Source organism: Corallococcus sp. AB030, from assembly GCF_003668965.1.
GTDB classification, from domain to species: Bacteria; Myxococcota; Myxococcia; order Myxococcales; family Myxococcaceae; genus Corallococcus; species Corallococcus exiguus.
The window spans coordinates 1-25,291 of sequence record NZ_RAWQ01000112.1; the positions used below are offsets into that span (position 1 = coordinate 1).

21 protein-coding genes, 2 tRNA genes and 2 pseudogenes are annotated in these 25,291 nt (G+C 68.4%); 15 read left to right on the forward strand and 10 right to left on the reverse strand.

Going from position 1 to position 25,291, the window contains the following annotated elements:
- Positions 1–442: 442 nt before the first annotated feature.
- Positions 443–1,468, forward strand: a complete 1,026-nt coding sequence (locus D7Y15_RS24750) for a lipase family protein (protein WP_121754129.1) — start codon at positions 443–445, stop codon at positions 1,466–1,468.
- Positions 1,469–1,492: 24 nt separating this feature from the next.
- Here the strand turns inward: D7Y15_RS24750 and D7Y15_RS24755 are convergent, their stop codons facing one another.
- Positions 1,493–4,210, reverse strand: a complete 2,718-nt coding sequence (locus D7Y15_RS24755) for a hypothetical protein (RefSeq protein WP_121754130.1) — start codon at positions 4,208–4,210, stop codon at positions 1,493–1,495.
- 116 nt (positions 4,211–4,326) lie between these two features.
- On the opposite strand from D7Y15_RS24755, the pseudogene D7Y15_RS46435 reads away from it, so the two are divergent.
- Positions 4,327–4,419: pseudogene (locus tag D7Y15_RS46435) on the forward strand (DUF4215 domain-containing protein); the annotation flags it as partial.
- A gap of 27 nt (positions 4,420–4,446) precedes the next feature.
- The gene (locus D7Y15_RS24760; RefSeq protein WP_233605076.1) at positions 4,447–5,337 is read left to right on the forward strand and encodes a fibro-slime domain-containing protein; all 891 of its coding nucleotides are present in this window, start codon (positions 4,447–4,449) and stop codon (positions 5,335–5,337) included.
- A gap of 56 nt (positions 5,338–5,393) precedes the next feature.
- Here D7Y15_RS24760 and D7Y15_RS24765 read toward each other — a convergent pair whose 3' ends face one another.
- Together D7Y15_RS24765 and D7Y15_RS24770 are read right to left on the reverse strand one after the other, a co-directional pair.
- Positions 5,394–6,737 carry a hypothetical protein gene (locus tag D7Y15_RS24765; RefSeq protein ID WP_121754131.1) on the reverse strand — a complete coding sequence of 448 codons (1,344 nt, stop codon included), beginning with the start codon at positions 6,735–6,737 and terminating at the stop codon, positions 5,394–5,396.
- Between the two features lie 200 nt (positions 6,738–6,937).
- Positions 6,938–9,658, reverse strand: coding sequence for a VCBS repeat-containing protein (locus D7Y15_RS24770; protein WP_147452092.1), 2,721 nt, complete (start codon positions 9,656–9,658; stop codon positions 6,938–6,940).
- 204 nt (positions 9,659–9,862) lie between these two features.
- Here D7Y15_RS24770 and D7Y15_RS44790 point away from each other — a divergent pair, with 204 nt between their 5' ends.
- From D7Y15_RS44790 to D7Y15_RS24780, 3 genes are all read left to right on the forward strand, one after another.
- The gene (locus D7Y15_RS44790; protein ID WP_158629102.1) at positions 9,863–10,036 is read left to right on the forward strand and encodes a hypothetical protein; all 174 of its coding nucleotides are present in this window, start codon (positions 9,863–9,865) and stop codon (positions 10,034–10,036) included.
- Between the two features lie 302 nt (positions 10,037–10,338).
- Positions 10,339–10,626 carry an autorepressor SdpR family transcription factor gene (locus D7Y15_RS24775; RefSeq protein ID WP_121754132.1) on the forward strand — a complete coding sequence of 96 codons (288 nt, stop codon included), beginning with the start codon at positions 10,339–10,341 and terminating at the stop codon, positions 10,624–10,626.
- Positions 10,623–11,306: an SdpI family protein gene (locus D7Y15_RS24780; protein ID WP_121754133.1), complete on the forward strand. Its 684-nt coding sequence runs from the start codon at positions 10,623–10,625 to the stop codon at positions 11,304–11,306. The genes D7Y15_RS24775 and D7Y15_RS24780 overlap by 4 nt, the downstream gene beginning before the upstream one ends.
- A gap of 258 nt (positions 11,307–11,564) precedes the next feature.
- On the opposite strand, the pseudogene D7Y15_RS24785 reads toward D7Y15_RS24780, so the two are convergent.
- Positions 11,565–12,421 (reverse strand): annotated as a pseudogene (locus D7Y15_RS24785) (protein kinase); the annotation flags it as partial.
- A gap of 136 nt (positions 12,422–12,557) precedes the next feature.
- Between D7Y15_RS24785 and D7Y15_RS24790 the strand changes: the two are divergent.
- The gene (locus D7Y15_RS24790) at positions 12,558–13,283 is read left to right on the forward strand and encodes a serine hydrolase (RefSeq protein WP_233605077.1); all 726 of its coding nucleotides are present in this window, start codon (positions 12,558–12,560) and stop codon (positions 13,281–13,283) included.
- A 118-nt stretch (positions 13,284–13,401) separates the two neighbouring features.
- On the opposite strand, the gene D7Y15_RS24795 is transcribed toward D7Y15_RS24790, so the two are convergent.
- Positions 13,402–15,474: a hypothetical protein gene (locus D7Y15_RS24795; RefSeq protein WP_121754134.1), complete on the reverse strand. Its 2,073-nt coding sequence runs from the start codon at positions 15,472–15,474 to the stop codon at positions 13,402–13,404.
- A 339-nt stretch (positions 15,475–15,813) separates the two neighbouring features.
- Between D7Y15_RS24795 and D7Y15_RS44240 the strand changes: the two genes are divergently transcribed.
- A complete protein-coding gene (locus D7Y15_RS44240) occupies positions 15,814–16,059 on the forward strand; it encodes a hypothetical protein (RefSeq protein WP_148712860.1) in 246 nt (81 codons plus the stop codon).
- Between the two features lie 350 nt (positions 16,060–16,409).
- On the opposite strand, the gene D7Y15_RS24800 is transcribed toward D7Y15_RS44240, so the two are convergent.
- A tRNA-Leu gene (locus tag D7Y15_RS24800) sits at positions 16,410–16,484 on the reverse strand.
- 27 nt (positions 16,485–16,511) lie between these two features.
- A tRNA-Pro gene (locus D7Y15_RS24805) sits at positions 16,512–16,587 on the reverse strand.
- Between the two features lie 298 nt (positions 16,588–16,885).
- On the opposite strand from D7Y15_RS24805, the gene D7Y15_RS24810 reads away from it, so the two are divergent.
- Positions 16,886–18,037 (forward strand): LOG family protein, encoded by a 1,152-nt coding sequence (locus D7Y15_RS24810; protein WP_121754135.1) that lies wholly within the window; start codon positions 16,886–16,888, stop codon positions 18,035–18,037.
- Positions 18,038–18,047: 10 nt separating this feature from the next.
- On the opposite strand, the gene D7Y15_RS24815 is transcribed toward D7Y15_RS24810, so the two are convergent.
- Positions 18,048–18,632: a ThiF family adenylyltransferase gene (locus D7Y15_RS24815; RefSeq protein ID WP_121754136.1), complete on the reverse strand. Its 585-nt coding sequence runs from the start codon at positions 18,630–18,632 to the stop codon at positions 18,048–18,050.
- Between the two features lie 11 nt (positions 18,633–18,643).
- Complete coding sequence (locus D7Y15_RS24820) at positions 18,644–18,892, reverse strand: hypothetical protein (RefSeq protein WP_120577550.1); 249 nt, start codon at positions 18,890–18,892, stop codon at positions 18,644–18,646.
- Between the two features lie 181 nt (positions 18,893–19,073).
- On the opposite strand from D7Y15_RS24820, the gene nfi reads away from it, so the two are divergent.
- The 6 genes from nfi to D7Y15_RS24850 all read left to right on the forward strand — a co-directional run bounded on the left by nfi (position 19,074) and on the right by D7Y15_RS24850 (position 24,810).
- Positions 19,074–19,790, forward strand: coding sequence for a deoxyribonuclease V (gene nfi / locus D7Y15_RS24825; protein ID WP_121754137.1), 717 nt, complete (start codon positions 19,074–19,076; stop codon positions 19,788–19,790).
- Positions 19,787–20,002 (forward strand): DUF2905 domain-containing protein, encoded by a 216-nt coding sequence (locus D7Y15_RS24830; RefSeq protein WP_120577548.1) that lies wholly within the window; start codon positions 19,787–19,789, stop codon positions 20,000–20,002. Before nfi ends, D7Y15_RS24830 begins: the two co-directional genes overlap by 4 nt.
- Positions 20,003–20,361: 359 nt before the next feature.
- Positions 20,362–22,710, forward strand: a complete 2,349-nt coding sequence (locus D7Y15_RS24835; protein WP_121754142.1) for a GMC family oxidoreductase N-terminal domain-containing protein — start codon at positions 20,362–20,364, stop codon at positions 22,708–22,710.
- A 102-nt stretch (positions 22,711–22,812) separates the two neighbouring features.
- Complete coding sequence (locus D7Y15_RS24840) at positions 22,813–23,328, forward strand: DUF2267 domain-containing protein (RefSeq protein WP_120577546.1); 516 nt, start codon at positions 22,813–22,815, stop codon at positions 23,326–23,328.
- Positions 23,329–23,373: 45 nt separating this feature from the next.
- Complete coding sequence (locus D7Y15_RS24845) at positions 23,374–23,631, forward strand: acyl-CoA-binding protein (protein ID WP_121754138.1); 258 nt, start codon at positions 23,374–23,376, stop codon at positions 23,629–23,631.
- 12 nt (positions 23,632–23,643) lie between these two features.
- Complete coding sequence (locus tag D7Y15_RS24850; RefSeq protein WP_120577545.1) at positions 23,644–24,810, forward strand: metallophosphoesterase; 1,167 nt, start codon at positions 23,644–23,646, stop codon at positions 24,808–24,810.
- 9 nt (positions 24,811–24,819) lie between these two features.
- Here D7Y15_RS24850 and D7Y15_RS24855 read toward each other — a convergent pair whose 3' ends face one another.
- Positions 24,820–25,248 carry a Mov34/MPN/PAD-1 family protein gene (locus D7Y15_RS24855; RefSeq protein ID WP_014394351.1) on the reverse strand — a complete coding sequence of 143 codons (429 nt, stop codon included), beginning with the start codon at positions 25,246–25,248 and terminating at the stop codon, positions 24,820–24,822.
- Positions 25,249–25,291: the final 43 nt, after the last annotated feature.

Genomic DNA, 25,291 nt, shown 5'->3' on the forward strand with positions numbered 1-25,291 from the left:
AGGTGGTGGGCCTGGAGGCGGTGGACGGGATGGAGGGGGTGGAGCGACCAGCGGAGCGGATGGCCATGACGTGTCTCTTTTCTGGAAGGGGAGTGCGTGTTGCTTTCAGCGACGAGGACACCCATAGCAGCGGGCATGCCAACGCCCCGGACCCCTCAGTGCACGCGCAAGTCGTTGATCTTGCTGGGAGCGCATGAGGCACGGCCCCGGTCCATGGGCTTGCGCCTGGTGACTGCCGTCAGGCGTTGATGTTTCCAGTCACCAGGGGCGGCCTTGCGTCGGGCGTCGCGTCGACCGACGCGTCGAAGGCGCGCGTGAACCCCCTCGCCGCGAGGGCCTCCAGGGGACGCCGCGTGCGGCATGGGCGCTGCAATCGGTGCCTGGCAACGGATGGCGACAGGCGTCGCCCCGTTCCACCCGCCACACCTTCCTGGAGCCGAACATGACGACCTCGACCGTTGCCGCCGTCCGTCCGCAGCCGAGCCCGCAGGCCACGCCGCCCGAGCCCGTGCTGGACGCGACCCAGGTGCTGGGCATGGGGCAGGGCGTGGTCGCGGCCTACGCCGCCTTCAATGGCAAGGACTTCTCCGTGCCCTCGGGCTGGACGCAGGCGGACAGCCTCACTGCGTGGGTGCCGCAGAAGGGAGGCGTCGCGGAGGCGTTCGGCCTGTGGTTCACCTCCAACGCGGATTCGACCACGGCGATGCTGGCGCTGCGCGGGACCGTGACGTCGGCGGACACGAGCGCGGACGAGCAGTACTCCACCACGTCCTTCGCGCCGTACTCCGGGGTGTCCCTGTCTCCGGTGCCTCAGGTGCACGGCGGGTTCTGGGGCATCTACACCGGCACGAGCACCTCCGTGCCCCAGTCGATGCAGGCGCAGGTGTTCTCGTGGCTGAAGGCGAACAACATCCAGACGCTCTACGTGACGGGCCACAGCCTGGGCGGAGGCCTGGCGGAGTTGCTGGCGTTGGACCTGGCGGTGAGCCAGCCGTCGCTGAGCGTGACGACCGTCACGTTCGCGGCGCCGAAGGCCGGGCTCGCGGATTCATGGGGGACGGCCTACGCCCGATACGTCACGAGTCCGGCGACGGTGCGCGTGGTCAATCAGTACGACGTGGTGCCCACGCTGCCGCCGTCGTGGCTGGCGCCCAACTACACGCAGGTCGGTGTGGAGTTCGACGTGCTCTTCTACAACACGCTGGGAGACACCAGCACGCAGGAGGCGACCATCCGGCACGAGATGGACAACTACCTCACCGTGCTGACCCAGGCGCTGCCCGCCACGCCCCAGCTCTACGTGGGCCCCTTCTCGGATGGCGTCTACACGGACAGCCAGGGCAATCCGCTCCAGGACACCAGCGTGGCGCCCACCGCGGACGCCGTGGTCAACGCACAGGCGTCCGCGAAGGCCCTGCCTCAGCGCCCGGTGGCCCAGCCTCCGAGCCGTCAGGTTGCGGCGAAGTAGGGCCTTCGTCCGTTCCGGCCCCGCTCACTTCTTCCGGGTGGGGCTGGCCTTCCGCGTGGGCCCGGCCTTCCGGGCGGGGACCGGCTTGGGCTCGGTGGGGGCCACGGGCACCTGGGCGAGGATTTCGAACGGATAGGCGTATGTCTTGGGGGTGCCCCGGGATTGGATCATCCGCCAGCGGTGCGCGGGCTGACGGGTCTCGAAGTCGAGCATGAAGGTCGCGTCATCGAAGTCCGTCCGCTTCGTCAGGACCGAGTCAACCGGGCGGTTCTTGGCGTCGTCGAATACCGCGGAGAAACCCTCCTGGCCCGTGTCGTGACTCTGGATGCGGATGCGGCCCGGCTCGATGATCTCGACCTTGAAGCGGCCCCCTTCCAGCCGGGCCTCTGTATGCAGGCTCAGGGCCGTGGGGGATGACGCGACCCACTTCTCCGGCAGGGCGAAGGAGAGCTGCCCCTTGAGCCTCGTCAGGGGGACCCGCTCGAGCTGGTGGGGGATGTAGCCCCTGTGCGTGAAGCTCCAGCTCCGCCCGGGCGAGAACGTGGTGCTCCATTTGAGCTGCTGGCCATAGCCGTTGTGCCAGACGTACTGGTCCTCCTCATCCACCGCCTCGATGTCCGCCGCGCGCAGGCGCGTCCCGTCCGCGAAGTCCGCTTCGAGCAGCTCCAGCGTGACGGGGGGATCCGCCTGCGCGAAGGACTTCTGCACGTCGTCCGGCCAGGAGAACTCGACGTCTCCGCGGAAGACACCGTCGGTCACCAGCCAGGCGTGGAAGGGCGAGGCAGGGGCGTTCGGCGGGAGCGCCGCGGGGAGCGCGTCCTTCTTCACTGCGCCACTGAACGACGCGGTCCTCCTCGCGACCGACTCCGGGGACATGAGGTGCTGCTCGAACAGGGTTTGATCGATCATCGCGAGCGGAAGCGCCTCGGCGTCCCTGGCCGCGGCGTTCCCGGAGGGGAAGGGCGGCGTGAGCGTGAAGGGCCGGGTGTACGGCGTGGTCGCGTCCACCAGGACGAGCTCTATCTGCGCGGGCCTTCCTTCCACGGTGAACAGTGGCGCGTCGGGAGACAGCACGCCGAAGAGGGGGAGCGACAGGACCATGGTGAGGCCCGGGCGTGCCTCGGTCCTGAGGTACTTCCCCTCCGCGTTCAGGGCCCGCACCGCCAGCACCGTCGGCGGCGTGCCCTCGCTCCCCAGTTGGAAGGTCAGGGTGCCCAGGTGGATGCGCAGTCCCTCCACGAACAGCTTCCCGTCGGGGAAGGTCTGCTCCGCCCGGGCAAAGGGCGCGGCGAAGGGCAGGCGGATGCTCCGGATCCGCGCTGGCACATGAACGGTGACCGACCCTGTGATGGCCGGCAGCGTCTGGGCGTCCACGCCGGGCTTGAGCGCGAACTGGACGTGGTGGGACGCCACCTGCCCGCGAGAGGCGTTCTCACCCGAGAAGTCCTCCCCGACCTTCATCCCGTCCGGGCTCGCGGCCAGCGGGCCACACAGGGGGCGGTGGAGCTCCGGTTGCTGGACGCGCAGCTCCATCAGCTTGCGTCGCGCGAGGACCGGAACGTAGTCGCGGGGCTGGCAGACACGGGCGGTCAGTTGGAGGTGGTCGGCCTCGGGAGTGATGAACGAGGCGCGCAGGGACGTGAACGCGAGGCGCAGCTTCTTCGTCTCGTCCAAGGCATCACCCTTCCAGGGGCTGCAGTCGTCACCGGAGAGGGCGAGGAAGGACTCGGGCGTCAGCGTCTCCGGGTAGGACACCACGTTCTCGGGCGAAATCACCGCGCCCTCGCGGAGGTCCTCCAGGTTCTCCGAGGGCAGAGGCTCGTCGCTGAAGGGAGAGAAGGCCCGCCGGAGCATGGCGGACTGCGCGCGCAGGGCGTTCACGTCGAAGGTGATGCGCAGGACGTCCTTGCCGGCCTGGAGCTTCGTGGAGGAGGCCACCACGGTCCGCAGCGCTGACTCGCTGGTGGTCACTCGCTCCCAGAGCGCCTGGATGCGTTCGGGGTGGGGCCCGGCGAACTCCACGTCCGCCCGGATGGCGCCGCTCGCGTCCGCTCGGGCGGCGAAGGAGATCCGCCGGGCGGCATCCGTCGCCTGGAACTGCTGGATGGCCAGCATCAGGAGCCCTGGGACGAACGGCTCCAGGACCGGGCCCACCTCGACGCCCGCCTGGGCGATGAACAGCGGCTCCATCTTCTGGCTGGGCTCCCGGGCGAGCCGTGCCGACACGTCCGCCGCGAGCGCCGGAGGCACGAACGCGAGGAGCTGCTTCGTCTTGAGCAGCCGAAGAGGGCCCTGGCGCTGACACGTCTCCGGGTCGATGAGGACGTAGTCGCCTTCCTTCGTGGCTTCAATGAGCCGCGCCGTCTGGAGGACCTCCAGCGCCGCGTCCTCCGGGCCATGGGAGGCGAACACGCGGAAGGGCACCGTTCCGCCAGGGGTCTCCATCAATCCCGCGGCGAACGACGAGAACGTGTCCAGGACGAGGGCCCGGTGCCGGGGCGGGATGTTCCCCAGCTTCAGCAGGTGCTGCTCCGCGGACTCGACCGCGTCCTTCCAGGTTGGATCCGCGTTCGCGGTCTTCAGCAGCCGCAGGTTGAGGGCCACCGTCGCGGTCGGCTCGCCGTCCGTCGCGAGCGTCAGCAGCCGGTGGTCCGCATTCGAAGGCGTGGTGTCGCGGCCGCTGGCACACCCCACGAGGAGGAGCACGCTCAGGCAAAGAATGACGTTCTTCAAGTCAGGCATCCGAGAGGTCCTGGGTGTGTGTGACTCGCAGTATGGGAGCGCTTGGGTTTCGAGACAAACAAAAGCCAGCAACCCTTTGACACCAGCATACGGGCCTCACAGTTTGTGAGGCCGTCTGTGGCGACGGCATCCTCACGGCCGGAGAGGCGTGCGACGACGGCAACCTGCGCGACTTCGACGGCTGCTCCTCGACCTGTCAAATCGAGGAGGGCTTCGTCTGCGTCCTTTCAGAGCCCTTGTCCACGTTGAGTCTCCCCATCGTCTACCGCGACTTCCGGGGGAATGACCTGCCCAATGGCCACGTCGACTTCCAGAACGCGAACGGGCAGGAGACGGGCATCGTCCAGGCCATCCTGGGCCCGGCCGGCAAGCCCGTCTATGCCAAGGCAGGTGTGTTCTCCGCCACGACGCATGGAGTGGTGTCCTTCGACCAATGGTTTCGCGACGTGAGCAACGTCAACCTGCCCGTCGTTTCCACGCTGCCCCTGTCGCGGACCTCTTCTCCCAACGCCCTCTCCTATCTGTTCGAGGACACGACCTTCTTCCCGCTCGACGGCAAGGGCTGGGTGGCCGAGGGGCAGGAGACGACGCGTCCGGACAGCACGGGAGCACCGCACAACTACAGCTTCACCAGCGAGACGCGTTTCTGGTTCGTGTACACGGGCCAGGGGCAACTCGTCTTCACGGGAGACGATGACGTCTGGGGCTTCATCAACGGGAAGCTCGCCATCGACCTGGGAGGGGTTCACACCAGCATGACCTCGACCGTGGACCTCGCGGGCCGGGCGTCCGCGTTGGGCCTCCAGCCAGACGGTATCTATGAGGTCGCCGTGTTCCAGGCGGAACGCTTCTCCACGGGCTCGAGCTACAAGCTGCAACTCTCCTCGTTCCTGCCGGCCAACCAGTCCTGGGTGTGCATCTCCGCCTGCGGCAATGGCAGGCTGGACGAGGGCGAGGAGTGCGACGACGGCTCGAACCCGGGGGGCTACGGGCAATGCGCCCCGGGCTGCCTGCTCGGCATCCGCTGTGGCGACGGGGTCGTGCAATTCAACCAGGGCGAGCAATGCGACGACGGGAACACCGTCAGCCGCGACGGCTGCAGCGCCACCTGCATGCTGGAGCTATAGCCGCCCCGGAAGTGCGTTCCGGGGCGGGCCAGTCGCGCCTGGCCCGACGGCGGACGTCAGTCGTTGTTCGCGGCGGGCTTCACGCCGCCGTAGAACGCGCCGTAGGGCTGGAACGACCAGAGCGCCGCGCCCCACCGCTCGTAGAGCTTGAGGGTGCCGGGCTGGAACATCGTGTCGTAGTAGCAGCCCGCCACCCCGTTCCCCAGCTTCAGCTGGGGGCTGCCGGTGAGCAGGCGCGGGCCGGCGCCGGGCTGCTGGAGCGTGGCGACCTGGGGCGAATAGTCGGGATCGCTGCCGCCGTACGGGTACGGGTATTGGAAGACGTTGCAGGACACGCCACCGTTGGGCTCGCAGAGGTTCTTGTAGTCCGCGTAGGACACCTCCTGTCCCAGGAAGCCGGCGTTGAGCGCCTCCGTGCCGAAGTGGGCCAGCGTGGCGCCGTCCGGAATGCGCATGACGTGCGCATAGGGCGTCAGGACCCAGTAGGCCTTCCGCACGAAGTTGGGCGTCACGAAGATGGGCGGGATGGAGCAGTCATCGCTGCGCTGGTAGTGGGTGAAGAAGCGCCACTCGCTGCCGGACACATAGAGCTCCGGCGTCCCCCACGGGTCGCTGCCCACCGCCACGCGGTAGCCGTTCGTGTAGTACTGATTGTCCCAGGGCTTGCGGGGCACCGGGGCCATGTAGCCATACACCTCTCCGCCCCAGCGGTTGAAGACACGCACGTGGGGACCTCCGCCCGGGCCCGGGATGGTGACAATCTCCGAGACGTTGTCACGCGTGACATCGCCCGCGCCCAGCCGCACGCCTCCGGTGAAGCCGGGGTCGTAGGCCCAGAACTCATTGATGAGCGTGGGCGTGCCCACCGCCTTCCACACGCGGACCAGCGGGCCCATGCCCCGTCCCGGCGCGGTGATGATTTCATCGAAGCCGTCGCCGTCCACGTCGCCGGTGGTCACGAAAACGCCGCCCCGGAAGTTCGAGTCGTAGGCGAAGAACTCCCGCAGCACGCTGCCCGTGTTGACGTCGAACACGCGGACCAGGGGCCCTCCGCCCTCGCTGGTGCCGGTGACGGCGTCCGGGCGCCAGTTCGTGGTCACCCGGCCCGTCGCCATCTCCACGCCCACGCTCATGGACGGTTCGTAGGCGTAGAAGGACACCCAGTTGGTGTTGGAGTTGGGGTCGAACGTCTTCACCGCCGGCCCACCGCCAGGACCGGCGCCGGTGGTGTACAGCGGGGTGTTGGGCTTCGCGCCCGCCGTCGTGGTGACGGTGAGCGCCGCGAACAGCAACCATCGATACATGTGCGCCTCCAGAAGCACGTTGACGTTGCCCGGGCCGCTCATGGCTGCCTTGCCATTGTTCAGGACCCAGTTGTCCGGCAGCGGCAGGCACCCCATCTCCAGGAACTGGTTGTCCAGCAGCTTGTGCAGGACGAGCCTCCCGCTGGGCTCCGCCCGCGCCTGGGCCGACGATGGGTCCTCCTTACCGCCGCTCGTCCCGCTCGCATCTGCTCAAGCGGGCCCCATGTATGTCGAAGCGCCGGGCCGGGGCTTCCGGGGCCTCGCGCGTGCGCGGGGCCCCGGCTCCCATGGACCGCTCAGCGTGCGTCGAGCCGCGCGGTCTGCGGAACGAAGGCGCTGCCAGAGCTGGGGGCGACGTACCAGGCGCCCGGGGAGGTGCGCTCCCGGGCCACCAGGTCCGCCTTTCCGTCCCCATCCATGTCCGCGACGAAGAGGCGGTACGCGCTGCTGCTCGTCGCCCAGCTCGTCAGCCACGCGGACGTCTGGGGCACGAAACCCGTGCCCGTGCCGAGCGCCACCTTCCAGGCCTGGGTGCCGGTGTGCTCCTTGGCCACGAGGTCCGCCTTGCCGTCGCCGTTCACGTCCGCCACGAACAGGTCATGGTCCGCGCTGGGGACCCCGAAGCCCGCGAGCGAGCCGGGCTGCGCCGTGAACCCGCTGCCGGTGTTGAGCGCGACATACCAGAGGCCGGAGCCGGTGCGCTCCTTGGCCACGAGGTCCGCCTTGTTGTCGCCGTTCACGTCCGCCACGAACAGGTCGTACGCGCTGCTGGACACGGCCCAGCCCGTCAGCCAGCTGCTCGACGCGGGGACGAACTGCGTCCCGGTGTTGAGGGCCACGTACCAGGTCCCCGGCGCGGTGCGCTCCTTGGCCACGAGGTCCGCCTTGCCGTCCGCGTCGAGGTCCGCGGCGAAGACGTCATACGCGCTGCCCACCGCCCAGCCCGTGAGCCAGGAGGTGCTGCCGGGGACGAAGCGGTCGCCGTTGCTCAGGGCCACGTCGAACGTCCCGTTGACGCGGCTCTGCGCGATGAGGTCCTTCTTGCCGTCGCCGTTCACGTCCGCCAGGAATAGGTTGTAGGCGTTGCTGGCCACCGCCCAGTCCGTCAGCCGCGCCACCTCCTTGAAGGTGGGCACCAGCTTCAGGGAGCCCGCCTGCTTCTCCAGGGCCACGCTCCCCCAGCGGCCCGGGTAGTCGCGCTCCTTGACGATCATCTCCACCGGGCTGCCGTCGCCACCGGACGGGGCCGTGTTGCCATCCGCCTTCGTGTCCGTGAAGGCATCTCCGAACCAGACGTCGAAGTCGACGCCACGGTCACAGTCGGTCCCGAAGCCGGCGCCGTCGCTGGAGACGAGCAGGTTGCGGGTGAACTGCTGCAGCCGCGGGTCCACCCGGGAGACGATGGGGCCGCCCAGGGGGTGCAGCGTCGCCCAGTCATCCAGGCCCCAGCTCCAGAGCATGCTCATGCCAGCGACGACGTGGCCGCTGGTCGCCTTGGGGCGGTACAGGACCAGGTGGGTGAACTCGTTGCCAAAGGGCGTCGGGTTGTCCAGGGCCCACTTCGGATCATCGGAGAACTTCCCCTGTCCCAGCGGTAGCACGCACGCCGTGGGGTCGATCCGGAACAGCTGGTTGGGGTGGATGGAGTCCGCCTCCCACCCCAGGTTGCCCACGTAGACGTTCTGCGAGGAGACGTACGAGCCGATGAGCGTGTTGCCCGTCGCGGTGATGCCGGTGCCCAGGCTGGGGCGGGCCGCCACGGTGTCCGTGAAGAAGGTGAGCGGCAGCTCGAAGGTGTTGCCGGCCGGGTCGATGGGGTACTGCACGCCCAGCAGCTCCTGCTCCGGCTTGTGCACCGGCGGCGCCCGGAACCAGGTGGTCGTCAGGCTGGGGGTGACGGACAGCATCGGATCCGAGCAGTCCGGCCTCGATGCGGGGACGGTGACGCCAGGACGGCACGTGGACGACGGGGTCGTCGTGTCGGTGGCGTTGTCCTTGTAGCCCACGATGATGGGGCCCGGGTTGCCCGTGGTGGAGGCCTCGTAGCGGATCTGCCAGTAGCCGGTGTTGCCCGCCATGGCGACGAGGTTGCCGCCTCCCGCGACGAAGGACTCCAGCCGGTTGCGCGTGGTCATGTCCCAGTACTCGCCGTGACCGGAGATGATGGCCGAGCGCCGGGAGGTCAGCAGGCTGGAGAAGCGCGAGACGTCGTAGTCCGTGGCCACCGTGTACGGCAGGTCGTTCTTCTCCAGGTAGCGCAGCAGCGGGACGTCCGTCTTGAAGTGGGTGGGGACGTTCCACGACGGCCGCGCCATGGAGACCTTGGTGGCCCGCTCGTAGGCGTACATGCCGCGCCAGGGGCACGAAGGCCAGCCCTCACAGGGCTGAGCCACGGTGCTCGCGTGCAGCGTCTCCCCCCAGGGGTTGTAGACCTCCGTCGTCGTCGGGTTGACGATGATCAGCCGGTCCGTGGACGCGTCGTCGCGCACCACGAACGTCGCCAGCGTCTCCTTGGGCGAGGTCACCTTCGGGGTGATCCGCACGAAGTACACCCCCGAGCTGAGCGTGCCCACGGAGGGCTGCACGGGGTTGCTCCACGCGCATTCCACCAGGCCGTAGTCCACCTCTTGCTGCCGGATCGCCAGGTAGTTGGGGACGGTGGTGGGCGTCTCCGTGCCGCAACGGGGCTGCGAGATGGGCCCGTAGGTCGTCGCGGGGGCGGTGTCCGAGTCGTGGACCACCTGCGCGCCCGCGCCGCCGTACCAGCCCAGCCGGTAGATGCGCAGTCGGAAGGACTCCGGGCTCTGGATGTAGAAGGTGGGGGTCTCCCCCGTGTTGATGGAATACGGCGCGACGTACACGCCCCGGGGGGCGACCGTTGGATTCGCGGGGTCGTAGTGCCCCTGGCGGAACGTCTCCGGGACGATGAGGTCTTCCCAGTCCGCCGCGTGGGCCTGACGGGTCCAGGGGAGCAGGGCAATCACTCCCAACATGAGTTGCAGGGTATGGCGTTTCAAGCGGTGGTGCTCCAGACGTGAGATGGCACACCCCGGGCGTATGGCGCGGGGAGGCCGGTGGCAGGCATTGCCTTGTGATGGGGAGCTGGAATCCCTTGCGGTCAATGGATGACCGCAAGGGACACCTGCCGGCAGTTTAACAGCTCTTTCCTGAGGCTGTCTGCCTTTATTCTCATGAGAGGTTTCTCAGGAGGATGCACGGCGATGAATGAGCACGACCTCCATGGGGTAGGACCCGCGCTGCGCGCGAAGTGGGAGCGACTCGGAGCGAAGACATTGCGCGGGCTCACGTTGGAGCAGCCGGGGCCGGAGATGATCCGCGGTGGCGTCGAGGTCATCGACGACGGGTGGTTCGAGATCGCCGCGAGACTGGAGTGAAGCCCCACCCAGGGGCATCAGGCGCCAGGCATCCCGAGCCCACGGCCCCCGGTAGTCGTCCGCCACGGGAAGGGGCATGTCTCCTTGGAGCGGCATGAAGGGCCCCAGTGAGGCGTCCACCACCCTCAGTGTCTCGCCGGTCCTCGACCTCGCCCCATGAGTCGGTTGGCTCATGGGGCGCAGGAGGGCCCTCGGGGTTGCCGTCCCGGCATGCCCCCCAAGGCCCGGTGCCCCATGCGTTCCACTTGACAGGGCCTTCCTTGTGGTTATTTTGACGTTATTCAAAATGTCAAAAGGTCGTGATGCGAACGCAGGAGGTCTTCAAGGCAATTTCAGATCCGACCCGGCGCAAGGTGCTCAAGCTGCTGCAGGGCGGCTCGAAGTCAGCGGGAGAGCTCGCTGAGGCGTTCGACATCACGAAGGGGTCGCTATCGCATCACTTCAACGTGCTCAAAGCCGCGGATCTGGTGCGCTGCGAGCGCCGTGGGCAGCAAATCGTCTACTCCCTCAATACGACCGTGTTCGAGGACGTAGCGGCGGTCCTTCTTGACCTCTTCAAGGTCGACAAGGGGAATGGAGAGCGGTCATGAGAATCAGCCGAGCCCATGTGCTGAGTCTGGGATTCGTCGTCGCGGCGTTCGCGATGGCCGTCATTCTCTACGGCCAGTTGCCGGAGTGGATGCCCACGCATTGGAATGCCCAGGGGGTGGTGGATGGGTATACGCCCAAGCCCTGGGGACCCTTCGTCCTGCCGCTGCTGATGGCTGCCCTGTACCTGGTCCTGGTGGCCGTGCCGCTGATTTCGCCCAGGGGATACCGCGTGGAGCGATTCCAGGGCGTCTTCGAGGGCATCCAGGTGGTGTTGGTCGCGTTCCTGTTCTTGCTCAACGCCCTGGTCCTGCTCGGGGGCATCGGCGTGGCCGTGCCGATGGCGCGCGTGGTTCCCGCGGCCGCGGGCCTGGTCCTCGTGGTCCTGGGCAACTACATGGGGAAGTTCACGAAGAACTTCTTCTGTGGAGTCCGGACGCCCTGGACGCTCGCGAGCGACGAGGTCTGGCTGCGCACGCATCGCCTGGGAGGAAGGCTCTTCGTCCTCGCGGGAGCCATCGTCCTCGTCTCGGGGCTTCTCGGCGGTGGTCCGGTCCCCGTGCTGGCGGCGGTCACCGTCGCGGTGGTGATTCCCGTGCTCTACTCGTACTTCCTCTATCGCCGCATCGAGCAGGACAGGCACGGACCGCCGGACGATGCGGGCTCGCATCGCTCTGCGTGAAGGAGGGGCCATGTGTGGAGGCCCATGCTCCTTGGGTGATGATGTGCCGAATGCGGGATTCGAACCCGCGCCGGGCGGTGCGAAACTCCCAGCAGGATCGCGCCCTTACCTCGCTACCGCTCGGAGCGACCCGGATTCGATATCCCGCCTCGTGCCCTGTCGTCCCGCCCCATCCCAAGCAATTCCGCAGGGGCATGCGACATCCGTGCAACATGGCGCCAGCCCTCCGGGCTGTGAGGGCTGGCACCTGAGTACCTTCTAGTTCGTGCTGATCTGCTCCTGGGGAGTCGTGGAGCCGCGCGGGGCGCGAATTCCCAGCTCGACCAGCGCTTCGCCCGTCTGCTGCATCAGTCCCTTCAGCTCGGCTTCAGCTTCCTTGGGGCCAAAGAGCTTCTCTTCTCCCTGCCAGAAATACAGGTCCGGCAAGAACTCGCGCGCAGACTGGTAGCGGTTGGCGGGCGCCCGTTGAAGGAGGCGGGTCAGCATGACGCGCATCGCCTGCGGCAGTGGGGCAACCAGCGCGTCCAGGTCCGCCTGCGTGTAGGTCGCCGCGCGCCAGATTGCGTCCTCGACAGCAGGAGGGCTTCCTGCCGACCGGGCTCGCTTGATGGCGCGACGGCAGACCGCGAGCTGCCTGTCCGACAGTGCGTCTTTCACCTCCTGGGTCAAGCTGTCCGGAGCGTCGAGGAGGTTCTTTCCTGTCGCCAGCTCCAGCATGACGTTGCCGAGCGCGAAGAGGTCCGAGCGCGCATCAGCGAGCCCCATCAAGAGTGTCTCCGGGGAGGAGTAGAACGCATCCCCCTGCGGGCGGTGCACGGTGGACGCCACGCGGCTTGGCAGGTCCGAAAGGGCGAGCCCGAAGTCGGAGACCTCCACGCTGCCCCGCCAATCCACGAAGATGTGACCGCAATCACATCGTTCAGGCTGTTCCCCGACGGATGGTCGGTGATGACGTACCAACCGCCTTCGCCTTTGTGCGGCCCGTGGACGCGAAGGATCTTCGGGTGATCAAGGTAGGCCGCGAGCCGTACTTGCTCTTCGAGCTTCGCCCGTGCGCGCTTGACACGAGAGCCCTCCTCAACAGTGGGGCGCCCCACTGCCTGGAGCAGCACCTTAGCAAGCCGGTGGCGGCCCTCGCGGCGCTGCACTTCGTCGAAGCGGGCAACGGGTCGCTCGATGAGAACATCAACGACAGGCTGCGCTCATGGAAGCTGCCTGAGAACGACTTCACGAAGGAGCAGAAGGTCACTGTTGGAGGGCGAGGCGCCCGCGAACACCGCCCCGGTGCGTGTCGACCTCGTCCCCGGGACGAAGACACGCTACAGCGGCGGCGGCACGTCCATCGTCCAGTTGATGATGGTGGACCAGCTCCAGAAGCCGTTCCCCCAAATCATGCGCGAGACGGTGCTGACGCCGCTCGGCATGACCCGCAGCTCCTACGAGCAGCCGCTGCCTCCGGACCTGGCCGCCAGGACGGCCACGGGGACGTACGCCAGCGGGAAGAGCGTGGCGGGGCGCTGGCACGTGTACCCGGAGATGGCCGCGGCCGGACTGTGGACGACGCCGTCCGACCTCGCGCGGGTCGCCCTCGAGGTGTCCAGCGCGAAGGCAGGGAAGTCCCGGCGCGTGCTGTCACAGGCGATGACGAAGCAGGTGCTGACGCAGCAGTCGGAGCGGTTCGGGCTGGGCTTCCAGGTGGAGCCCGGCACCGGACGCTTCAGGCACGGCGGCGCGGACGAGGGCTTCCAGGCCGCGTTCATGGCCTTCAGTGACACGGGGAGCGGAGTGGTCGTCATGGCCAACTCCGATAACGGTTTCCTGCTCTTCGACCGCCTCATCGCCAGCGTGGCGGCGGAGTATGCCTGGAGCGCGTTCAAGCCCGAGCCCGAGATGCCGTCCGCGCAGGTGGATGTGCTCATGCGGCTCAAGGGCGTCGACACCGCGGCCTGGGCGAGGCCCAACTCCAACTGGGCCTGAAGAAAGCGGCCATCAAGAGCTACAGGAAGTCGCTCGCGCTGGACGCCGGGAACGCCAATGCCGTGAAGGTCCTTGGGAAGCTCGGAGTCACACCTGCTGCCGTTCCCTGACGCGGCCCCTACTTCAGGAACTTGGACACCACCCCGAATCCGGCGTGCGGGTACAACTGGCGATCCAGCGCCACGACTTCGCGATCAATCAGTCCCAGCAGGTGATACATCGAGCGCAGGCGACCAATCTTCGTCATGACCACGCTGCTGTACGCGGGAGACTCGAGGTCGCTGTTCTTCACCAGCCCCTTGTCGTCTCCCGCGAGCGTCATCCGCGTCGCCGTCATGATGGAGTTGTCGTCCTGGAAGGCATCGAAGCCCCGGTTTACGGGCAGGACCTCGTCGGGTTCATCCTGGAGCGTCAGCGTGAGCTGCGTCAGCCACGCTCCCGTGCTGAGGCCCGTGGGGACCTTCCCCTTGTTCTCGCTGAGGCTTCGGAAGCCAAGCTCCACGGCGGCACACCAGGGGCAGGTCTCCTTCGGGCGGTTGCGCCCGGTGCCCGCGTCATTCAATCCCTCATAGGGGAAACAGACGAGCACATCGCAGCCCTCCGCGAAGTACGACGAGGCGGTCATGAGCGCCGCCGGTTCAGCGCAGTTCAGTGAGTGCCAACCGCAGACCCACAGGTCCACGCCCAGCTTGACGTCCTGGAGCGTCTTGACCGACAGGTCGTCATGGGACTTGTCCTGGCGGAACGAGACGTAGCTGAACAGGGCCTGCCGCGCGGGCGTTCGGAGCCGCAGCAGGGTTCGCGCGCGATAACCCAACGCCACGAGATTCGTCCGTTCGATCATCGTCTCGTAATTGACGTTCAGCTCGTTCGCGAGCTCGCTTGTGCTCTTGCGCTGCTGGAACTCCGCCTTCTCCTGCTCGAGCTTCTCCGAAGAGACCTTCCAGCTTGCCCGGTGCCTCTGCAGCGCCTGGACCTCCGGGGCTTCCTTCGGGGCTTTTTGGGGCACGAGCTTCTTGAGTCTTTCCTCCTCTCGCTTCATGAGCGCTTGCGCGGTCTTGAACTTCTCCGCCACCAGAGAGGTCTCCCCGTACGCGGGGATGCTGGGGTCGGGCTGCCAGTTGGGAAGACCCAGGTGTCGGCAATACTTCTGGAAGTAGGAAGGGCCAGGCTCCTCCTGGACGACACCGGAGAGTCCCAGGATGGGAACATGCACGGTCCTGCCCGCAACCGTGTGCCGGGTCCAGGACACGCAAAGGCAGCCCACCGCGGACACGAAGGCGGACTTCATCTCCTTCATGGCCGCCCATTGCGGATGCCGGGCCATCAGCAGACGTGTCAGTGACGTCTCGTCGTCGCCAATCAGGTGGTAGCGCGCGGCGAGCGCATCCGTGTAGGCCTTCACCTCCTGATTGAAGCGAACCCCCGCGACGCCCTTGATCCAGTCCTTCTCTGGGAACACCGCGCCGAGCGCGGTGCCTGGCGGCGAAACGACGAACCCCAGGCTCATGAGCCTGTTGCGAATGGGATCGTAGTAGGCGTACTTGGCGCGGTCCTTCTCCGTCGGGGGCTTCGGCATCACGGGCGGCGGCTCGGCTTGTCCCCCACCGGAGGCGCCCTTGCCCTTCGGCTTCTTGGCCTGCTCCTGGGCCTTCTGGACCTGTTCCTTGTAGGCGGTGGTCTGGTCGGAGAACTGTTTGAGGATCCTGTTCACGGCCACGGGGGAGAGCGCGCCCTTGTCCACGGAGCCCGTGTGGTGCCATCGCCACTGCTCCTCCAGGGACTCGCGGCACTCCCTGACGTATGTCCATTCCTCCCGCAAGACCTCAGAAATCTGCTGTCGTACGAAGTCCATCACTTCATCCGACGGCTTCTTGCCGGACTTGTAGTCGAGCACCTGGAGCACCAGCGTGTCCGTCACGCGGTGATTCGCGAGGCTGGCCTCATAGCCATCCAGGTTCTTCAGGGCGATCTTGATGCCCCGGCGGGCTTGATAGAAGCCTTCGATGTCCGACAAGAACGTCTGCTGCTGGAGGAAGCCGTAGGTCTTGTTCCGCGAACTCAAGAACTGTTCGATGCACTTCGCGTCGAGATGCTCCGGAACCGGGTAGCCAGCGTTGCCGAGCCACTTGTCCACCGAGTCGTTGGTGAGCGTGGTCGTGCCTGCGAGGTTCTTGAGCGTGACGGGCATGGGACGAAGAAACCCGGTGCGCTCCCGAGGTGTCAAGACACCGGGAGGCTTCACACGGTGCCCTTCGTGCCTCGCCGCTCCGTCAGCGCGCGAGGAGCTTTTTTACGTTTCGTGAGGCGCTCCCGACGTCGGGCGTCATTGACAACAGGGGCACCACGCGCATCCCCGGACTCCGGGGATGGGGGACGATACGGACGACGACAATCCCCGGTGGTGAATGTTTGCCCGTTCGTCTCCCGGAGGAGCTGAAGTGCTGTCAGATTGAATAAGCAATCTTCCCAATCATGCTGGTTGAAACCTGATTTCCTGGCTGGTTCGATGGGCCTGCGGGGGGAGCCCATGCCTGAGCATCCTGTTTTCAAGCGCTCGCTGTTGTTTGTTTCGCTGGTCGCCGTGGCCGTGGGGGGATGCGGCCCGGAGGACACCGCTGGCTCCAAGGACAAGGCGGCCATCGAGGCGCTGGGTGTGGTGCCCCAGGGAATCACCTGCGGAGGACATGACTGCTTGTTCGTCAGGACGCCCAAGACCTGGGAACAGGCGGCACACTCAACCGGTGAATGCAAACCCCTGGGTTCCCCCGGTTGAGAGGTTGTCGGTATGCAAGTAGCGAAGAGGAGGGGGCTCACGCCGAGTGCGCGTGCGGAGCTGTGGAGACAAGTGAAGACCAAGCGCGGGGCGGCTCCTTGGGGGCTGATGGCTCGGAGTGGGGCGAAGCCGTGGCGGCTCCTCGCATGGAAATGACTTCCAGCCACAGCACCACCCACCAGCGGTTGCCCATTGCTCGCCTCCTGACTGCACTTCGGTGTGGTGTGCAGAGCCCGGTCGTACCCACCGAAGAGAGCATGGAGGACTGTCATCCCCTGTCGGAAACCTTCACTCGTTGACGGAATGAGAAAAGGCCTGGCAACCCGTTGGGATTGCCAAGCCTGACGATGTGCCGAAGGCGGGATTCGAACCCGCAACCTCCGCGTTCTGAGCGCGGCGCCTCTACCAAGTTGGGCTACCCCGGCGGGGTGTGTCTTTGATTGTGTTTGAAGTCGGGATGACTGGATTCGAACCAGCGACCTTGCGCGCCCGAGGCGCACGCTCTCAACCAGGCTGAGCTACATCCCGATGTCTGGGGAAACCTTCGAGGGCGGAACCCGGACACGACAAGGGCCGGGTCCCCCTTCGGGAACCCGGCCCTCGTCACGCCTCCCGGGTCACCGGGTGGCGGGTGCGAGCGTCAGGTCCCGGGCGCACTGCCACGGAAGGATGCGGTGGCCAGCTCCAGGTTCTCCAGAGAGGTCACCTTCGTGGCGGGGCGCTTCGGGGCCAGCGTGTTTCGGATCTGCAATGGGCATCCCTCCTTTCTGGGGAGGAATGACGGGGCGATAATGCCGTCCCTGACACGCACCTCGCGGAGACACCCATGACGGAACTCGAGACCCTGGCTGCCTTCGAGCAGCACCTTCGCGAAGGCCGCAGTCTCGCCAACGTCATCCTCCAGGGGCTGGACCTGCGCGCGTGGAGCGACGCGCTGCTGAAGGCGGACCTCACCGGCACCGTCTTCCTGGGCTGTCTCCTGGAGCCCGCGACCCTGCAACAGGTCCTCGCGCGGGGCGCCATGGTCTTCCCGCCGTTCACCGGGCTGCCCTATTGCCCGTACCGGGGCAGCCTCTACACGCCGGAGGAGCTGTACGCGGGCTTCGACCCGACCCGACCGGACACCTACGCGGACACGCTGGATGCGCGCATCTACGCGCACTGGAACTCGCGCGGTGGGGCGCACCCTCCCTCCATCCTGGAGACCCTGGCGCAGCGGCTACACGACCACGCCATCAGCGACGCGCTGGAGGATGCGCTGTTGGATCAGGGCAAGCCCCGCCGGGTGGTGGCCATCATGGGGGGCCACTCCATGCTGCGCGGCCAGGAGGCCTACCGCTCCGTGGCGGAGCTGGCCCGTTCGCTGGCGCGCCTGGGCTTCTTCCTGGTGAGCGGCGGCGGCCCGGGCGCCATGGAGGCCACGCACCTGGGCGCGTGGTTCGCCGCGCGGCCAGATGAAGACCTGGACGCGGCGCTCGCGGTGCTGGCGCGGGCCCCGTCCTACAAGGATCGGGACTGGCTCGCGCGCGCCTTCGAGGTGCGCGCCATGTGGCCCATGCTCGACGCGGCCGCGATGGGCGACAGCCTGGGCATCCCCACCTGGCTCTACGGCCACGAGCCGCCCAATCCCTTCGCCACGCGCATCGCGAAGTACTTCGCCAACAGCGTGCGCGAGGAGGGCCTGCTCACCATCGCTCGGGGTGGCGTCGTCTACTCACCCGGCAGCGCGGGCACCGTGCAGGAGATCTTCCAGGACGCCTGCCAGAACCACTACAACACCGTGGGCGTCATCAGCCCCATGCTGTTCCTGGGCCGCGAGTTCTGGACCCAGACGCGGCCCGTGTACCCGCTGTTGGAGCACCTGGCCCAGGGGCACGAGTACGCGCGCCACCTGCTCCTCACGGACTCGAAGGAGGACATCGTCCAGGCGCTCGTGCGCTTCGACGAGGAGCGCGAGGCCCTGGCGCGGGCGGGCTGACCGCGGCGGCTCAGCCCTGACCCGCGACCGGGGTGACGGCGTTCAGGTTCACGAACGCGTCCCGCTTCACGCCGTGCTTGAGGAAGTCCTGCACGGCCCGCGCGAGCGTCGCGGCCAGCAGGCCCAGCAGGGGCAGGTGCTCGCCGCCCTCGCAGGTGGCCTGGCCTTGCGTGTCCTCGGTATCGGGCGTGAAGCGTTCATCCCAGCGCACCAGTCCGAACGTGCCGTCCGCGGACACCGCGCCGTGCACCAGCGGCGTGCCCGTCTTCCGGGCGTGGTCGCTGAGCAACTGGCGGCTGTCCTGGTTGTCGAAGGCGTCCACCAGCAGGTCCGCGCCCTTGCACAGCGCCTCCACGTTGTCGCGCGTGAGGCGCACGCCGAAGGACTCCGCCTTCACGCCGTGCAGGTTGTGCAGCTGGAGCTTCAGCGCCTCCGCCTTGTTCCTTCCGACGGACGGCTTCACGTAGGCCTGCGACAGCAGGTTCTTCGACTCCACGCGGTCGAAGTCGATGAACACCCGCGTCGCGTCCAGGTTGCGGCACAGCAGCGCCGCCGCGGACCCGATGGCCCCCACGCCACAGAAGACGATGCGCATGGTGGCCGTCCTCAGCACGCCCCGAAGGGCACCTTCGGACGCAGGTAGATGCGCTCCTCGCCGTGCGCGCCCCGGAAGCGGTCCACGACGTAGTGCTGGAAGGCCTCGGCCCCCAGCTGGAAGCGGTGCAGGCCCGGCACTCCGCCCGAGCGCACCAGCTCCACCGCGATGCGGCGCACGTCCGCGTCGCTGATATGCCGCTCCAGCTCCACCGGCACGTCCGCCGAATGTCCGTCATAGGTGATGTTGAGCGTCGCCATGGTCGCGTGCCTCCAGGGAAGGGAACCCTGGCCCGGGACGGCGCCCCCAGGTGCATCCTGACAACTCGGCCGCGCGAGCAGCCATGCTCCGGCCTCCGTCGCCTCCTGGACGTGGGGGAGGGGAGCGGCCGTCACCTTCCGGCCGGGGGATGCACAGTGTTGGGCTCACGGGAGGAGACGCATGGAGTCACCGCGAGCACCGCACCCCTGGAACGTCACGCCCACGGAGGCCGTGGCGCTGCAGAAGCGCCTGCGTGAGCAGCTCATCCTCGAACCGCCTCCGGGCCTGCGCATCACCCGCCTGGCCGGCGCGGACATCTCCACGGAGAAGGGCAACGACACGGGCTATGGCGGCATGGTGGTGCTCGACGCGGAGACGCTTCAGCCGGTGGCCCGCGCCGTGGCCACGGCGCCGCTGACGTTCCCCTACGTCCCCGGCCTGCTGTCCTTCCGCGAGCTGCCGGTGCTGGCCGCCGTCTGGGCGCGGCTCACCGTCCGCCCGGACGTGCTCATCTTCGACGGACAGGGCACCGCGCACCCGCGACGGCTGGGCATTGCCTGTCACGGAGGACTGCTGTTCGACAGCCCCTCCATCGGCTGCGCCAAGTCGCTGCTGGTGGGCACGCCCGGGAAGCTCGCGGAGCAACGGGGCGCCACGTCCCCCATCACCCACAAGGGAGAGGTGGTGGGCATGGCGGTCCGCACCCGCACGGGCGTCAGCCCCGTGTTCGTCTCTCCCGGCCACCGCATGGACCTGGACACCGCCGTGGAGTGGGTGTTGAAGGCAAGCCCCCGCTACCGCGAGCCGGAGACGACGCGCCACGCGCACCGGCTGGTGAACGCCTTCCGCCGCGCGGGTGGCGAGGCCGCGGAGCTGGAGGAGGGGAGTCCCGGATGAAATCCGAGGGGTTGATGCTGGTGGTGGCGGGCCTGGGGCTCGCCGTCGTGGGCCTGCTGGTGTGGGCCGGCGCCTTCTCCTGGTTCGGCCGGCTGCCCGGGGACATCCGCGTGGAGAGCGGCAACACACGCGTCTACGCGCCGCTGGCCTCCATGTTCCTCATCTCCGTGCTGCTCAGCCTGGGCGCCTGGGTGGTGCGCCGCTTCTTCTAGGCCTTCGGACCGGACGTCTGTCCATCGGTTGAGAAGGCGAGAACCCTTTCGAGCCTCCCTGTCGGCGGCGTGCCGGACGAACTGGTCCGACAGTCGGACAGGTTTTGAGTCTGTCGGGCGGGCGGGGGCTCCGGCGGATTTCCTCTCAAGGATGCGCGCCCTTGGCGTCTGACCGGCAGAAGCGACCTGCCCGGTTGTCCGCCCGCTCTCCGGGCGGGAGGTCAGGGGCCCGGGACGGACGCGGAGTGGATCCGCGCCGTTGAACCGCGCAGCATGCGGCCCGCCGTCCCTGACGTCAGCGGTGGGGAATAAAAGGCGGCATTTGGAAAAGGCGGCGCGTCAGGCCGCCAGAGGTGAGCATGCGCAGGCTGTCATCCCCGTGGAGTGAGCTGGCATCCCACTACCCCGTGGTCGTCGTGGGGTCGGGCTACGGCGGAGGCATCACCGCCAGCCGGCTGTCGCGCGCGGGGCAACAGGTGTGCGTGCTGGAGCGCGGCCGGGAGATGCACCCGGGGGAGATGCCTCGCACGCCCGCGCAGGCGGTGGCCGAGTTCCAGCTCCACTGCGCCCCGGGCCAGGGCGACCTGGACGTGGGCAGCCCCACCGGCCTCATCGAGGTCCACCGCAACGGTGACGTGTCCGTCATCGACGGCTGCGGCCTGGGCGGCACGTCGCTCATCAACGCCGGCGTGACGATGCGGCCCGACCCTCGCGTGTACGAGGACCCTCGCTGGCCCCAGGCCCTGCGCGCCGACGTGCACGGCCTGCTGGAGGACGGCTTCGCGCACGCGGAGTTGATGCTGCGGCCCCTGCCGTACCCGGAGGACCACCCGCCGCTGCAGAAGCTCAAGACGTTCGGCATCTCCGCGGAGAAGCTGGGCGGACGGCTGACGCGGCCTCCGGTGGCGGTGACGTTCGAGGCGGGCGTCAACGCCGCGGGCGTGCGGCAGCCGGGGTGCTCGCTGTGCGGTGACTGTGCCACGGGCTGCAACACCGGCGCGAAGAACACCGTGCTGATGAACTATCTGCCGGACGCGCACGCGCACGGGGCCCGCATCTTCACCGAGGTATCGGTGCGCGCGGTGGTGCCGGACGGTGGGAAGTGGCGCGTCTACTACCGCCCCCTCAACACGGGCCGCGAGCGCTTCGACGCGCCCGACGCCTGGCTCACCGCGGACCGCGTCGTCCTGGCGGCCGGCACCATGGGTACGGCGGAAATCCTGCTGCGCTCGCGCGAGCTCGGCCTTCCTGTGTCCTCGAAGCTGGGCCACCGCTTCAGCAGCAACGGCGACGTGCTGGCCTTCGGCTACAACCTGGACATGCGCGTCCACGGCGTGGGCCACGGCGAGCAGAACCATGAGACGCGCGACCCGGTGGGGCCCTGCATCGCGGGCGTCATCGACCAGCGCGACACCGCGCGGCTGGACGAGGGGATGATCATCGAGGAGGGCGTCATCCCCGGCGCGCTCGCGTCGCTGATGCCCGCGGCGCTCGCGGGGGCCGCGGCGCTGGTGGGCGAGGACACCGACGAAGGCATCCTGGACTGGGTCCAGGAGCGGCTGCGCCAGGCGGACAGCTTCGTGCGCGGGCCGGACCACGGCGCGGTGGAGCACACGCAGACGCTGATGGTGATGTCGCACGACGAGGGCAAGGGCGAGCTGCGGCTGGAGCACGACCGCGTGCGCCTGCACTGGCCGGACGCCGGCCGCGACCCGCAGCTCACCCGCATCGAGGAGCGCCTACGCCGGGCCACCGCCGCGCTGGGCGGCACCTTCGTGCGCTACCCGCTCTGGTCCGAGGCCTTCGGCAAGGAACTCCTGTGCACGCACCCGCTGGGCGGCTGTGTCATGGCCGAACGGGCGGAGGACGGGGTGGTGGACCACGAGGGGCGCGTCTTCTCCGGTGCCTCCGGCCACGCGGTGCATGAGGGGCTGTACGTGTCCGATGGCTCCGTGGTGCCTCGCTCGCTGGGCATCAACCCGCTGCTCACCATCTCCGCCGTCGCCGAGCGCGCCTGCGCCCTGATGGCCCGGCGCCACGGGTGGACCATCGACTACGCTCCGCTGCCGGAGGCCTCGGCGCCCCAGGCCCCCGGGCCCGTGGGCGTGCGCTTCACGGAGACGATGCACGGGTTCCTGTCCGGTGACGTGAAGGCCCCGCACCTGGAGGCCGGCGACCCGGAGCGCGACGACGCCACGCCCCTGCGCTTCGTGCTCACCGTGACGGCCGAGGACCTGAACGCGACGCTGCGCGACGAGCGCCACCCCTTGAAGTTGATGGGCACGGTGACGGCGCCGGTGCTGTCGTCCCGCCCGCTGGTGGTGACGCGCGGCGAGCTGCGCCTGATGACCCGCGAGCACGCTCGGCCGGGCGGCCAGCGGATGGAGTACCTGCTGCACCTGCTCAGCGAGGCCGGCGAGGCGTACTACCTGGAGGGCTACAAGGACCTCTACGACGACCCGGGCCTGGACCTGTGGAAGGACACCACGACGCTGTTCGTGTCCCTGCACCGCGGGGATGGCCCGGAGGCGCCGTGCATGGGCCGGGGCTTCCTGCGGCTGTCCGCAGAGGAGTTCGCGCGCCAGCTCACCACCCTGCGCGTGCTCAACGCCCGGGACAGCGTGCAGCGGGCGGAGGCCCTGGCCCGCTTCGGCGGCTTCTTCTTCGGCGCCCTCTGGGACACCTACGTCCGGCGCGTGGCCGCCTAGCAGTCAGGCAGCCGGCGGACAGTGCAGCAGTCCGCGATGACGTGCCCTCCGGGGCTGGCATGGGCACCCTGTTACCCACCGGGACCGACAGGGAGGACCCCCATGGCTGAAGACCGTGATCCGCAGCGCCGCTCCGGCGCAACCCAGGATGAGGAGCATGCGGAGGAGCGGCGCGAGCTGTCCATCGAGGAGCGGCGTGCGCGGCGCAGTGCGATGCGGGCCAGTCAGACGTATGCCCGCTTCATCGACCACCTCTGCGACCGGGGCGGCATGTCCCCGAGCGTCGCCCAGCAGGCGGCCGTCTCCGTGCTCTGCGGCCTGGAGCAACGCATCCAGGCGGAGGAGTCCCTCGACCTTGAAGCACAGCTGCCGCGCAGGCTGACGGAGATGCTGCACCGCTGCGAGCGCCACGACGCAGACCCACGCCCTTCGAAGTTCGGCCGCGACGAGCTGCTGAAGCTGGTGGGCGAGGACCTGGCCTTGAATCCGGACGCCGTGGAGCCCGTGGTGCGCGCGGTGATGGACTCCGTCCGTCATCAAATCAGCGAAGGCGAGGCGGAGGACGTGAGCGCCCAACTGCCCGAGGACATCCGCCACCTTTGGCTGCCGACGATGTGAGGCCGGCTGTTAAGGTCTCCGGCACACGCTTGCCGGAGACCGCGCATGGCCCTCGATGATGACTTCAGCGCCGCACAGAGCCGGGTGAAGACGCTGTCCAAGGCTCCTTCGAACGACACGCTGCTGGAGCTGTACTCGCTCTACAAGCAGGGCACGGAAGGGGACGTGCAGGGCAAGCGCCCCGGCATGCTCGATATCAAGGGGCGCGCGAAGTACGACGCGTGGGCCGGCCGCAAGGGGTTGGCGAAGGAAGCCGCGAAGCAGCAGTACGTGGCGCTCGTGGACAAGCTCCTGCGCGGGTAGACACGGCCCCTCATGCCCCAATGGCTCCGGATGGCGCTGTTCCTCGTGCCGGTCACCGCGCTGCTCGCGATGGCGCACGTCTACCTGTACCGCCGCCTGGTGCACGACGTGACGGCGAGCAAGGCCCTGCGCCGCGCGGGGCTGGTGCTCTTCGCCGGGGGACTGGTGGGCTCCCTGGGCGCCCGGGTGGTGGGGGCGAGGCTCTCCTCCGAAGCGGCGTGGTGGACGGGCATCCTCCTGCTGGTGTGGATGGGGCTGGTGCTCTACCTGCTCATGTTCACCCTGGGGCTGGACGTGGTGCGGGGCGTAATCGCCAAGGCGCGCAAGCTTCCGGAGCCGTCGCCCGAGCGCCGGGCCTTCCTCGCCAGGGGGCTCGCGGCGGGTGCCACCGTGGCGGGTGCGGCGGTGAGCACCTATGGCACCTGGCGCGCGTACCATCCGCCAGACGTGCGCGACATCCCGGTGCGGCTGCCCGGGCTGCCCAAGGCGCTGGAGGGCTTCACGCTGGTGCAGCTCACCGACATCCACATTGGCGGGGTGTTGCAGCGCCGCTTCGTGGACGATCTGGTGGCTCGCGCCAACGCGCTCAAGCCGGACCTCATCGCGGTGACGGGCGACCTGGTGGACGGCACGGTGCCGGAGCTGGGGCGCTACGTGGGCGGCTTCGGCGCGCTCAAGGCCCGGCACGGCGCGTACTTCGTCACCGGCAACCACGACTACTACTCCGGCGTGGAGGCGTGGACGGAGTTCGTCCGGGGGCTGGGCATCACCGTGCTGCGCAACCGCGCCGTGTCCATTGGTGACGCGGGCGCGTCCTTCGACCTCATCGGCGTGGATGACTGGAGCGCGAACCGGCTCGGTGAGGCCGGGTATGACCTGGACGCGGCGCTGAAGGGCCTCAGGCCGGACCGCGCGTCGGTGTTGCTGGCGCACCAGCCCTCCAACTTCGAGGTGGTGGCCCAGCGCGGCGTGGGGCTCCAGATTTCAGGGCACACGCACGGCGGACAGATGTTCCCTGGCAACGTGCTGGGCCATCTCATCTGGGGCGAGCAGAACGCGGGCCTGAGCCAGCAGGGCGGCTCGCACCTCTACGTCAGCCGCGGGTGCGGCTTCGTGGGGCCGCCCATGCGCGTCGCCGCGCCGCCGGAGATTGCCCGCATCATCCTGCTGCCGGGCTGAAGAAGAGGCTCACGGTTTGCGGTGGGCTCGCTCCAGGAGCAGGCCATCTTCCTGGAGGATGGTGGGACCGGGCCGGGGCCGACCATACAGCAGCCCCGAGGCGATGCGCAGCGGCGCGGCCCACGCGGGCTCGTCGCGCACCAGCACGTCCTCGCCGCCGATGCGGACCACCATGCCGTCGGGGGCCACCACGGAGAAGCGCAGCGGCCGGCCCAGCGCCGCCTGGAGCGCGGCCATGGTCGTTTCGTCCTCCTGGGAGAAGGCCAGCGGGCCCTCCGGGTGGCTGTGGGTGATTTCCACCAGCGTGTCCCTCAGGCTCCAGATGGCTTCCCACCGGGGGCGGGAGTCCGGCAGCGCCATGGGGTCGTCGAAGGAGTCGCCCCACAACACCTGGTCCTCCGGTCCGATGAGCAGACACACCTCGCGCGTCGTCGACATGAAGTTCTTCCTCCCGAATGTCCCGTACCGACGTGGGGGACGG